Source organism: Actinomyces sp. 565 (assembly GCF_010365615.1).
In the GTDB taxonomy this organism is placed as follows: domain Bacteria; phylum Actinomycetota; class Actinomycetes; order Actinomycetales; family Actinomycetaceae; genus Actinomyces.
On sequence record NZ_PIZD01000011.1, the window covers coordinates 90,577 to 102,642 of the forward strand.

11 protein-coding genes are annotated in these 12,066 nt (G+C 69.8%); 1 reads left to right on the forward strand and 10 read right to left on the reverse strand.

Annotated features, from left to right (window positions below):
• Positions 1-12: 12 nt before the first annotated feature.
• The 6 genes from rplS to GZ997_RS02385 form a co-directional block, all read right to left on the reverse strand.
• Positions 13-363 (reverse strand): 50S ribosomal protein L19, encoded by a 351-nt coding sequence (gene rplS / locus GZ997_RS02360; protein WP_161924402.1) that lies wholly within the window; start codon positions 361-363, stop codon positions 13-15.
• A gap of 203 nt (positions 364-566) precedes the next feature.
• Positions 567-2,147 carry a tRNA (guanosine(37)-N1)-methyltransferase TrmD gene (gene trmD / locus GZ997_RS02365; protein WP_162678688.1) on the reverse strand — a complete coding sequence of 527 codons (1,581 nt, stop codon included), beginning with the start codon at positions 2,145-2,147 and terminating at the stop codon, positions 567-569.
• Positions 2,144-2,701: a ribosome maturation factor RimM gene (rimM, locus tag GZ997_RS02370; RefSeq protein ID WP_161924404.1), complete on the reverse strand. Its 558-nt coding sequence runs from the start codon at positions 2,699-2,701 to the stop codon at positions 2,144-2,146. The genes trmD and rimM overlap by 4 nt, the downstream gene beginning before the upstream one ends.
• 225 nt (positions 2,702-2,926) lie before the next feature.
• Positions 2,927-3,163, reverse strand: coding sequence for an RNA-binding protein (locus GZ997_RS02375; protein WP_108967793.1), 237 nt, complete (start codon positions 3,161-3,163; stop codon positions 2,927-2,929).
• A gap of 1 nt (position 3,164) precedes the next feature.
• Positions 3,165-3,605, reverse strand: coding sequence for a 30S ribosomal protein S16 (gene rpsP, locus GZ997_RS02380; RefSeq protein WP_161924405.1), 441 nt, complete (start codon positions 3,603-3,605; stop codon positions 3,165-3,167).
• Positions 3,606-3,883: 278 nt separating this feature from the next.
• Positions 3,884-5,371: an alanine/glycine:cation symporter family protein gene (locus GZ997_RS02385; RefSeq protein WP_308807149.1), complete on the reverse strand. Its 1,488-nt coding sequence runs from the start codon at positions 5,369-5,371 to the stop codon at positions 3,884-3,886.
• Positions 5,372-5,798: 427 nt separating this feature from the next.
• On the opposite strand from GZ997_RS02385, the gene GZ997_RS02390 reads away from it, so the two are divergent.
• Entirely contained in the window at positions 5,799-7,178 is a 1,380-nt protein-coding gene (locus tag GZ997_RS02390) for a hypothetical protein (protein WP_161924406.1), read from the forward strand.
• A 75-nt stretch (positions 7,179-7,253) separates the two neighbouring features.
• On the opposite strand, the gene ffh is transcribed toward GZ997_RS02390, so the two are convergent.
• From ffh to GZ997_RS02410, 4 genes are all read right to left on the reverse strand, one after another.
• Positions 7,254-8,948: a signal recognition particle protein gene (gene ffh / locus GZ997_RS02395; RefSeq protein WP_161924407.1), complete on the reverse strand. Its 1,695-nt coding sequence runs from the start codon at positions 8,946-8,948 to the stop codon at positions 7,254-7,256.
• A gap of 202 nt (positions 8,949-9,150) precedes the next feature.
• The gene (gene ftsY, locus GZ997_RS02400) at positions 9,151-10,359 is read right to left on the reverse strand and encodes a signal recognition particle-docking protein FtsY (protein WP_162678690.1); all 1,209 of its coding nucleotides are present in this window, start codon (positions 10,357-10,359) and stop codon (positions 9,151-9,153) included.
• A gap of 72 nt (positions 10,360-10,431) precedes the next feature.
• Complete coding sequence (locus GZ997_RS02405) at positions 10,432-10,785, reverse strand: hypothetical protein (RefSeq protein WP_161924409.1); 354 nt, start codon at positions 10,783-10,785, stop codon at positions 10,432-10,434.
• Positions 10,786-10,894: 109 nt separating this feature from the next.
• A partial coding sequence (locus GZ997_RS02410) for an AAA family ATPase (RefSeq protein WP_238994186.1) occupies positions 10,895-12,066 on the reverse strand: 1,172 nt, incomplete at its 5' end.

Sequence of the window (12,066 nt, forward strand, 5' to 3'; positions counted from 1 at the left end):
AAGGCCGAGCCGTCAGTTGGCGCGGTACTCCTTGATCTTCGCAGCCTTGCCGTGCAGGTTGCGCAGGTAGTACAGCTTGGCCCGGCGCACGTCTCCGCGCGTGACGACCTCGATCTTCTCAATGGTCGGCGTGTTCACCGGGAAGGTGCGCTCCACGCCAACACCGAAGGAGACCTTGCGGATCGTGAAGGTCTCCGACACGCCGGAGCCCTTGCGGGCGATCACCACGCCCTGGAAGACCTGGACGCGGGTGCGGGAGCCCTCTACGACTCGCACGTGGACCCTGAGGGTGTCACCGGCCCGGAACTTCGGGATGTCGTCGCGCACAGAGGCGGCGTTGATCTGGTCGATCAGGTTGGTCATTGATTCTCTCCACGTCCGTGCCACTGGTCAGCGGGCGCTTAACAGGCGGACCCGCCCGACCGGGGTACCGGCCGACGACGAATGCCGCGTTCTGGCGCCTCCGGGTCCTGCTCCTGGCCGCCTCCCCAGTGGCAGAGGCGGTTCGAGGCCCGAGGCCGGTCCAGTCTGCCACAGGCGTTGCTCCGCTATACAGGCGAACCGGGTCACGTGCTGGATTTCACGCGCGCCGCACCGCGCGGGTCCAGGGCCATGACCACGTCGCGGCAGCGGCTGCCGCCTACCTGGTAGGTGCGCGTGCCCACCTTGCGGAAGCCGGCGCGCCGGTACGCCTTCTGGGCGCGCCGGTTAGCGTCATTGGTGCCCAGCCACAAGGTGGTGGCGCCCATGGTGTCCGCGTCGCAAATGCACTCGGCGAGTAGGGCGGCCGCTATCCCGGAGGCGCGCAGGCCTGCATCCACGTACACCTTGGACAGCTCCGCGGCCATACCGTCGGTGCCGTCGGCGCCGGCCGGGACGGTCACGGACGGTGGACGCGGATCGAGGCCGACCGGGAGGGCGCCGTCGGCGTCAGGGACCTCGGCCACCACGGCGCTGTAGCCGACCAGGGCTCCGGCCGGCAGCGGTGCGCGACCCGCGCTGTCGGCCGCCCCTGGCGGCAGGCCGTCCGGCAGCTCGGCGACCGTGAGCACCACCCGTGGATCCGCGAGCCATTCCGCCAGGCGCCGCGGTGAGAGGTTGACGGCGATATGAGCGGCGATCTGCGCGTCGGTAAGGAAGCTCGGGCAGGCATCGGGGAAGGTACTCGCGGCCAACTCCGCCAGCGGCTCCAGGTCGTCCTCCAAGGCCGGGCGAATCACCAGCGGTACCGGCCGGGTGGCCCCGGCCGGGGCGACCCAGCCGTTACGCACCAGGGCTACGCGGTCGCCGGCGTCCAGCAGGGCAGGATCGGCGCGCGCGATCAGGTCGGGGCGGCGAGCCGCCGTGCGGGCAATCGCCTGGTCACGCCGGTGGCGGGTGACACGGGCATGATCCCCGGAGAGGAGCTCCGGCTCGGTGGCCGCCAGGTCCAGACCGCGCCAGGCGACTGGCCTGGCGTAGACGGGATACTCCAGCAGGCCGGCTCCGGTATGCGACTCCTCGACGACGGACTCCGGGTTGCCCAGCACGCCGGGCCGCAGACGGGCGATGGCCTCGATCATGACCAGCGCAGCGGCCTCCCCGCCGTTGAGCACGTAGTCGCCAATCGACACCTCGCGCACCTCCAGGCCGTTCGCTGCATAGTGCTGGGCCACACGGGCGTCGATGCCCTCATAGCGTCCGCAGGCGAATACGAGCTGGTCCGCGTCGGCCAGGTCCTCTGCGGTGCGCTGGGTGAACAGGGCACCGGAGGGGGTGGGGATCACTAGGACGCGACGGGGCGTGCGCGTGCCCACGGCGCTGGTACCCGCTGTGGGAGCGGCAACTGCTGCTCCCGTTCCCGGCGTGTCAGTGGGCAGGGCGGCGGCGAGGACGTCGTCCAGGGCTGCGCCCCACACGTCGGGCTTCATCACCATGCCCGCTCCCCCGCCGACCGGGGTGTCGTCCACGGTGCGGTGGCGGTCATGGGTCCAGTCGCGCAGGTCGTGTACGTACAGGTCCAGTAGGCCCCCGGCATTGGCACGCCCAATCAGGGACAGGTCCAGCACCCGCAGGTATTCAGGGAAGATCGTCACCACATCCAGCCGTAGGGATGCCGGGGCAGGCGGGCGTGCCTGCGGCCCGGCTGCGGCTGCAGGGCGGCTCACCGGTCCTCCTCGGCCTCACCCACACCGGGAAACAGGCCACCGGGCGGGTCGATGGTCACGGTGCCGGCGTCTGGGTCGATCTCCGGGACCAGTTCCTCCACGAAGGGCACGGCCACCTCCTGCCCGTCGGGGGTGCGCACCAGCAGCCGGTCCTGGGCGACGCCCGGTTCCAGGCCGCTGACCTCGCCGAGCTCCCGCACGGTGTGGTCGGGCAGGAGCTCGATGGCCCGGAGTCCGGTCAGCTCGTGGGCGTACCAGGCGTCGTCGTCCTCCTCCGGCTCCTCGGCGTCGGTCTCCACCAGCAGCTTGACGCCGCGCAGTGCCTCGGCTCCGGTGCGATCGCGGGCCTCGGCGAAGGCGGCGAACCAGCGGGATCCGTCGAAGCGCAGACGGGATACGGTCAGGTACCCCGCGGCGGCCGGCCCGGCCGCGGGTTCGGCCGGCAGCACGCTGCCGGGGGCGAGCCGCCCCTCGGGGTCGTCGGTGCGGATCTCCAGGCGGACCTCGCCCTTGAGCGCATGGGCGGGACCAATGACGGCAACGGTTAGCAGCACGGGCCTAAACCTACCGCGTGTGCCCCTGCCGCGCGCATCCCCATCGCAGGCACCACACGGCCTCAGGCCGCGTTCCACGACCTTGGTGCACGTTCCACGACCACCCCGGGGTCGTGCAACACACACCAAGGTCGTGCAGTGCCGCCCAGGGTCGTGCAACAGTGCCGCCGCCCGCACCCCAAGGTGGGATGCGGGCGGCGGCACTAGTAGAACTTCGCGCCGACGTCAGCGGCGGTCCGTGTCAACGACGTCCACACGTACCGGCGAGTCCGCCAGGGCGCCGACTACGGTGCGCAGGGCGCGCGCAGTGCGTCCCGACCGGCCGATCACGCGGCCGAGGTCGTCGGGGTTGACCCGTACCTCGAGCAGGTCGCCGCGTCGCAGCGTCCGGGCCGTGACGGTGACGTCGTCGGGGTTGTCGACGATGCCGCGCACGAGGTGTTCGAGTGCGTCGGCGAGCACGTCAGGCCTCCTCGGCCGGGGCCTCGGCCGTCTCCTCGGCGGCGGCCGCCTGTGCCTCAGCCTGCTTGGCGGCGGCGTCAGCCTTGCGCTTCTCGGCATCGTCGGCAACGGCCTTGACGGCAGCCTGCTTCGCGGCGGCATCGGCCTCGGCGTCCTTGACCTTCAGGCGGGGCTTGACTCCCTTGAGACCCTTGAAGGTGTGGTAGTCGCCGGTGATCTTGAGCAGGTTGAAGACGGCGTCGGAGGGCTGCGCGCCTACGCCGAGCCAGTACTGGGCCCGCTCGGAGTCGATGCGAATGAGCGAGGGCTCCTGCATCGGGTCGTAAACGCCGATCTCCTCGATGACACGACCATCGCGCTTCTTGCGGGAATCGACGACGACCACCCGGTAGAAGGGGGCGAACTTCTTGCCGAGGCGCTTGAGGCGAATCTTAACTGCCACTTGGGTGAAACTCCTGGTTCTCGATGGTTTGGCCCATGCCGACTCCCGGTGGGGTTACAGCAGCGGAGGCCGGTTAAGGCGAGACGCGATCGCACCGGGAGAGGGACCGGGAACGGTCGAGTACAGCCGTGCATTCTGCCAGAGCAACGCCGCCGTGTGCCAGCCGCATGCCGCCTGCGCTGCACGGATTACGTGCGATATCGCCCACAGCGCCCGCACCGCCCCGCCATGCCCTGCCCCGGCGGCGCCTTACTGCCCCGCCGGAAGCGGGCTCGCGCTCAAATCTCTTCGTGGAGGCTCTCCTGGCGCAGGACGGCCCGGTCCGCGGTCCACACGTCGCCGTCCAGCTCACCGGGCAGCAGCGGGTTCCCGGGAGCGACGAACACCGGCTCGGCGACTCCCGTGCGCAGCTGCGCGTCGTAGTCCTTGAGCGCGGCCAGTACCCACCGCGACAGCCACAGCACGGCGACCAGGTTCAGGATCGTCATCAGCGCCAGGGCGACGTCGGCCAGCACCCAGGCCAGTTCCAGTGCGGCGAGTGCGCCCAGACCGGTGGCGACGGTCATGGCCAGCCGCAGTGCGACGCCCGCCCCTCGCCCACCGCCGAGGTAGCTGACATTGATCTCGGCGAAGGCCGAGTACCCCAGGACCGAGGAGTAGGCGAAGGTGAGCACCACGAAGCTCATGAACCAGATGACCCAGTTGCCGGGCACGGCGTCGGCCAGCGCATGCTGGACGAGGGTGGTCTTGGCCCACTGGGGCTGTATCCCGGGGGTATAGACGGACGGGGAGGCCAGCAGGATCGTGAGCCCCGTGGCCGTGCAGATCAGCAGGGTGTCCACGCAAACGCCCAGCGCCTGGATCAGGCCCTGGGTGACGGGATGGGCGACGTCGGCGGTGGCGGCACCGTTCGGGGAGGAGCCCTGGCCGGCCTCGTTGGAGAACAGTCCCCGCTTGGTGCCGTTGAGGAAGGTGGCAAAGATGCCTCCGCCGGTTCCGGCCAGCCCCGAGCGCAGGTTGAAGGCTCCGGCGAAGATGTCGGCGAACACACCGGGAACCCGGTCGATCGAGACGATGATGACCACCAGCACCACCACCAGGTAGGCCAGGGCCATCAGCGGGACTAGCCACTCAGTCACCTTGGCCACTACGCGCATGCCAGCCAGGAGGATCGGCGCGGTGAGCACCATCAGCACGACAGCCGTGACTGAGGTGCTCACGCCGTGGGCCTCGGCCAGGGTCAGGGCGATGGTGTTGGACTGCACCATGGGGAAGATGAGCCCGTAGGAGAACACCAGCATCACGGCGAACGCGATGCCCATACCCCGGCCCAGGGCGCCACGGCCGATGCCCCGCTGCATGTAGTAGGCGGGCCCACCGCGGAAGATGCCGTCGGCATTGCGGACCTTGAAGACCTGGGCGAGGGTCGACTCGGCGAAGCTGGTGGCCATACCGAGAATCGCCACCACCCACATCCACAGCAGGGCGCCGGGGCCGCCAAGGGTCACGGCCAGGGCCACGCCGGCGATATTGCCGGTGCCCACGCGCCCGCCCAGGCCGATCACGAAGGCCTGGAAGCTGGACAGGGAGCCGCGCTGGTGGCGGGAGTGCGCGACCAGACGCACGGCGCGCAAGAACAGGCGCAGCTGGACTGCGCGAGTGCTTATGGTCAGGTACAGGCCGGTACCTAGAAGTATCCAGACCAGGATGTTGCCGGAGACAAAGCTCTCGAAGCCGGACAGGGCCTCGGTAAGTGCAGCGGACACGCTTGATTCCGTCCGTCGGGGATGGCGGGGCGAGTGTGAGAGTACCCCAGGCGGCGACGGCGGATGACCCGTGCACGAGAATTGGACACGACCCTCCCAGGTTTTCAATTCCGAGACTGCACACCACCCCGGTTGACCGTACCGTAATGTTCGGGGCATGAGCCTGTTCTCCCGTCGCAGCATCCAGCCACCCGGGGCCCCCTCCTCCATCCGGCCACCGCGTGAGCTGATCGGCTCCAGTCCCGTGCGGCCCTCCACCGCCAACGGCGCGTCCTCCCGTTCAGCGCCGCCGAAAGCTTCGACCAGCAACCTGCCGCGTCCTGGCAACACGCAGCCGCGCAGGCCGCTCGGCCCATCGCGGGCATTCGGAAGCGGGTCGCCACGCGGCTCGGGCAAACGCAAGCCACAAGGTCCGAAGGACGTCGGGATGCGCCGAGCACTCACCGCAGTTACAGCCGCCGTCCTGGTAATCATCTGCGCCAGCGCCCTCTCAGGGCGACTCGGACTCACGGATGACACCAGCATCTCTGCTGGCTCCGCATCCCCAACGGTACGCACCGTAAACCCCGTGGTGGAGCCGCCCGCACAAACCGGCTGCTCGACGACGACCGTCTTAGACACTCCCGCACTCCCAACCGGCTGGGCGGAAAAGTGGCGCCTGGACAGCGGTCGGGGCGAACTGCGCAACACTCCCAGTTGGTGGGCGTTCTCCGCCGGAGACTGCCTGGTGATCGCCTCCAACCGATACCTGGACACGCCCGCGCAGGTCACCGGCTACCGCCTCACCGACGCGGGTCCCGTGCAGCTTTGGACCAGGTCCGGCGACGACTACGACGGAGAAGACATCAGCCGGCTGTATTTTGACGATTACAGCCAGTGGTGGGGCGGATACTTGGTGGCCAGACGCCTGCTGCTCGACCCGTCTACCGGCGACCTGACACAAGCTCCCTGGGCCGGGAAAAGCGGCAACGTCACCTCCGTCGCGGAAGAAGTGGCCGTAGTCTGCCGCAGCGCATATGGCGCAGCCAGAGACACCACGTGCTCCGCCTGGGACTGGAATGGCGGCGCCCCCTCGCAACGGTGGGAGCGGAGCTACGAGGAGGACTCGGTCTATCCGATCCCCGGCTACGGTCCCGGCGGCAACACCGAAGACGGATTGCTGCTGGCCCAGGTGAACATCGAGTCCAGAAGCACCCGTGCCCACGCCCTGCTGTCTCTGGCGGACGGCTCGCTTCACGGCAACTGGCCCGCCAGTTCATCAAGCGCCGAGGTCCCCTCCGTATTCATTCCGGCGCGCGACGGCTGGTTGCGCCTGTCCGACTCCAGGGATCAAGCCACCCTGATTACCTCCAGCGGGCAGGAGGGCGAGCCCTTCCCCGTCATCAACGAGCCTCCCACTGTGGTGCTCGCCAATGATGGGTTGCCAATGCTCGCGCAGCTGCGCGCGGCCTACCGCGACGGAGACTTCGAGTGGGCGGATGTGATCCTGCAGTGCCGAAGCACCTCTGCATGCATATTGAACGACAACGAGATCGACCTGCCCGATGGTGTGCTCATGGATGATTATCTCCAAGGCGCCTCCTACCAGGTCCTGTCAATGCTGACCGCCGATGGAGGCAGCCTGTTGATCCGCTCACGACCAGTGGTGAGCGCGTGGGCCGTAGTGCTCGACACCGAGTCGGGACAGGCCCTGGTCCCGGAGCGCTCACGGGCTAGCCGCGGGAATCGGGGCCTGGCGCGAATGAGCGATGATCTAATCCTCGTCCTCGTGGGCTCCGATGTTGTCGCCTACATGCCCGCACAGTGAGCCCCACAGAGGCGACCGGGGAAGTCACCGACGTGCCCGGCAAGAGCTGGGGCTCCGCGATCAGGTCGGTGCTCCTCAGCCCAGGCCCAGGTGACGGCGCAGGTCCTCCGGCAGGGCGGCCATGGCATCGGCAACCTCGTCTTCGCCCGGCTGCGGCTGCGACTGCGCCGCGGTTGCCGCTCCCTGTCCCGGCATGATGCCGTAGCTGGGCGCCGCGGCGGCGGACTGGCCCAGGCCAAAGGCGGAGCCCGCCGGTGCGGGTGCGGGTGATTCGGTGACGTCCTTTTGGGCTCGGGCGGCGGCCGCCTCCCGAGCCTGCCGAGCGGCCTTGGCGGGGTTGCCGGAGCGCCCCTTCTTGCCACCCTTGCGCTTCTTGCCCTTCGGCGCCTGGCGGGCCTTCGAACGCTTGCCCATTGACGGCAGCGAGCCCATGCCGGGCATGCCACCGGGACCGCCCAGCGCACTCGGGCCGCCTGCGGCCATGGCCTCCATCATCTTCTTGGCGGCCTCGAAGCGGTTGACCAGCTCGTTAACGGCCTGCACGGTGGTGCCGGAGCCCTTGGCGATGCGGGAGCGGCGCGAGCCGTTGAGAATGGACAGGTCGCGGCGCTCGGCCGGGGTCATGGAGCAGACGATCGCCTCGATGCGGTCGACCTCCCGCTCGTCGAAGTTCTCCAGGGCCTCGCGCATCTGCCCCATGCCGGGCATCATGCCCAGCAGCTTCTTCATCGATCCCATCTTGCGGAGCTGGCGCAGCTGGGACAGGAAGTCGTCCAGGGTGAAGGTGCCGGAGGCGAGCTTCGCCGCGGCGTCCTCGGCCTCCTTCTCATCGAAGGCGCGTTCGGCCTGCTCGATCAGGGTGAGCAGGTCACCCATGTCCAGGATGCGGGAGGCCATGCGGTCGGCGTGGAAGCGCTCGAAGTCGTCCAGCCCCTCGCCGGTGGAGGAGAACAGCACTGGCGCACCGGTGACCCCGCGCACAGACAGGGCGGCACCACCGCGGGCGTCGCCGTCGAGCTTGGACAGCACCACGCCGGTGAAACCCACGCCGTCGCGGAAGGCCACGGAGGTGTTGACGGCGTCCTGACCGACCATGGCATCCAGCACGAACAGGATCTCGTTAGGGGACACCGCGTCGCGGATGCGGATGGCCTGATCCATCATCTCCGCGTCCACACCCAGGCGGCCGGCGGTGTCGATGACGACGACGTCGTAGCCGTGCGCCCGCCCCTGCTCGACGCCGCTGCGGGCCACCGCAACCGGGTCGCCCACGCCATTGCCCGGCTCAGGGGCCCATACGTCCACCCCGGCGCGCTCGGCCACCACGCTGAGCTGGGTGACGGCGTTGGGGCGCTGCAGGTCAGAGGCGACCAGGAGGGTGCGCTTGTGCTCCTGCTTGAGCCAGCGGCCGAGCTTGCCCGCCAGTGTGGTCTTACCGGCACCCTGCAGACCGGCCAGCATGATGATGGTGGGACCGCGGTCGGCCCAGTTCAGCTCCCGGGACTCACCGCCCAGGACCTCGATGAGCTCGTCGTTGACGATGCGCACGACCTGCTGGGCCGGGTTCAGGGCCTGCGAGCGGGCGGCATCCTTGGCCTTCTCGCGCACGGCGGCAGTGAAGGAGCGCACCACCGGCAGGGCGACGTCAGCCTCGAGGAGGGCGCGGCGGATCTCGGAGACGGTGGCGTCAACGTCCGCTTCGCTCAGGCGGCCCTTGCCGCGCAGCGAGTTGAACGAGGCGGTGAGCCGGTCGGAGAGGTTGCCGAACACGCGGTGTCCTTCCTTGGCGCGATGGCGCAGGTGGTTGGAGGGTCTGGCTGATGTGCGCGTCGCCAGCCGGTCGGCGCAACGCGGCGCACGCTTCAGGATAGCGGCGAGGGCCCGCGCCGTCCCACCCTAGGGGACGTGCGGGCCCTCACGCACAGTGCAGGCGTACAGGAGGCCGCAGGCACCGCGAACGCGCGGCAGGCGGTCAGCCGAGCAGGGCGTCTACGAAGCCCTCCGGGTCGAAGGGGGCCAAGTCGTCAGCACCCTCACCCAGGCCGACCAGCTTGACGGGCACGCCCAGCTCCTTCTGCACAGTGACCACGATGCCGCCCTTGGCGGTGCCGTCCAGCTTGGTCAGCACGATGCCGGTGATGCCGACGGCCTCGGAGAATACCTGCGCCTGGCGCATGCCGTTCTGCCCGGTGGTGGCGTCCAGCACCAGCAGCACCTCCCCCACGGGTGCGACCTTCTCCATGACCCGCTTGATCTTGCCCAGCTCATCCATGAGCCCGGCCTTGTTCTGCAGGCGCCCGGCGGTGTCTACCACCACCACGTCCGCGCCGTCGCGGGCGGCCGCGCGGGTGGCGTCATAGGCGACCGAGGCGGGATCGGCCCCCTCCCGCTCGGAGCGGACGACCTCGACGCCGACCCGCTCACCCCAGGTGGTCAACTGATCGGCGGCGGCGGCACGGAAGGTGTCGGCGGCGCCCATGACGACGCTCTTGTCCTCCGCAACGAGCACACGGGCCAGCTTGCCGCAGGTTGTGGTCTTGCCGGTGCCGTTGACGCCGACCATGAGCACGGCGGCGGCCGGCTCGCCGTCGGCGCCGTTCCAGCCCTCGGCAGGGGCGGGCTTGTCCAGGTTCAGGGAGCGGTCCATGCCGGGGCCTACCAGCTTCAGCAGCTCCTGGCGCAGCACGGCGCGGATGGCGGCGGGATCGGAGGTGTCCAGCACCTTGGCCTGGGTGCGCAACTCATCCATGAGGGACGTAGTGACCTCGAGTCCCAGGTCGGAGGTCAGCAGCGTGTCCTCGATCTCCTCCCAGTCGGCCTCGGTGAGGTCCCCGCGGGACAGGACTGCGAGGATGGCCCGGCCGAAGCCGCCGGCGCCGGCCAGGCGCGAGCGCAGTCGCTGCATGCGTCCGGGAATGGACTCGGGGCGCTCCAGGGTGGCCTGCGTGCCCGCCACCACGGGCTCGAGTGCCGCTTCCGCCGGGGCCGGGCCGGGACGGGCCTCGGCCTCGACGGTCTGCTCCTGCGGCGGGGCGAGCAGGACGTCGTCGGCGCTGGTGGGCTTGTGAGCGCTGACCTCCGGCGGCACCTCACCGCCACGGTTGCGGCCCGCGTAGAACCAGATTCCGCCGGCCACGGCGAGCACGATGACGACTATGAGGACGATCAGCAAGGGATCCATGGACCCATCATGCCTGATCGCCCACGGGGGCGGGCAAGTGTGGACGCCCCACGCCGGGGGCCGACAGGGCGGTTAGTGCTGTGCAGCAGTCTCCCGGGCGCGTCGGGCCACAGCGGCGTCCTTGCTGCGACGCACCTCGGCGGCCTTGGACTCGGCGGTGTCCATAGCCTTCTCCACGACGTCCACCAGTCCGGAGAAGGAATCCGTGCCGACGTAGACGGCGGAGTCGTCCCGGGTCATCAGGTCCTCCAGCCGAGCCTCCTGCGGCACCACGGTTACGTGCTCCTCCTTCTCCCTGGCCACCCCGACCAGGTCGCGCAGCCGGTCGCGCCAGGTGTCGACCGGGTAGCGCTCGGCGACGACCAGGCCGAGCACGATCAGAGCGGCGACTAGGACGACGACGAGGGGAAGGATCATGGAACCCATGGGCATAATTGTGCCTTCCGTTGGTCACGGCTCCACCGAGCAGGGGGCGCCGTGTCGCCCACCAGACAGCGCCGTGTTCATCACAGTTCGCCCGCTATGCTCCAATGCCTCACTGGGTGGCGGATGAGAGCCGCTGGGAGACCGCCTGGGTGACGCCGTCACGCATGGTGATGCCGTACAGGGCGTCGGCGATCTCCATGGTGCGCTTCTGGTGGGTGATGATGATCAGCTGGCTGGAGGCCCGCAGCTCGGTGAAGATGTCCAGCAGCCGCCCCAGGTTGGTGTCGTCCAGGGCCGCCTCCACCTCATCCATGACGTAAAACGGAGAGGGGCGGGCACGGAAGATCGCCACCAGCAGCGCCACCGCGGCCAGCGAGCGCTCCCCGCCGGACAGCAGGGACAGGCGCTTGACCTTCTTGCCCGCGGGCCGGGCCTCAATGTCGATGCCAGTGGTGAGCATGTCGTCGGGGTCGGTTAGTACCAGGCGCCCCTCGCCGCCGGGGAAGAGCCGGTCGAAGACGATCGCGAACTCGCGGGCGGTGTCCGCGTAGGCCTGGGTGAACACCTCCTGCACGCGCTGATCCACGTCTTCGACGATGCGCATTAGGTCGGCGCGGGACTGCTTGAGGTCGGCGAGCTGCTCGGCCAGGAAGCGGTGGCGCTCCTCCAGGGCCGCGTGCTCCTCCAGGGCCAGCGGGTTGACCTTGCCCAAGCGCGCCAAGTCCCGGTTCGCCCGCGCCAGGCGCTTCTCCTGCTCGGCACGCACATAGGGCCGGCCGGTCGGGTGCGCGGCAGATTCCATCTGCGCGCCCTGAGACTGCTCCTCAACGTCGGCCGCGTCGGCGGCCCCGTCCCGATCGGCAGCGGCTTCGGCCGCGGCGGCTTCCGCCTCCGCGTCCGGCACGAGCATGTGGGGCCCGTACTCCTCCACCAAGGGGTCCAGTTCCAGGCCCAGCTCATTCATGGCGCGCTCGGCCAGATTCTCCAGCCGCATGCTCTGCTCGGCACGGGCGATCTCGTCGCGGTGGGCGGCGTCGGACAGCGCGGACATTTCAGCAGCCAGGGCGTCCAGTTGCCTGCGGACATCGGCGACCGCCGCCGCGGCGCCGGCGCGTTCGGCCTCGATACGGGCGCGCTCCCCCTGCGCCTGCTCCACCCAGGTGCGGCCGGTCTCCGCGGCGGTGCGGGCCTGGTCCCGCACCTGCGCAGCCGTTGCCAGCCGCGCCTTGCGGGCCTGCTCCGCGCGGGCGGCGGCAGCCCGCTGCTGCCGCTCGCGGCGGG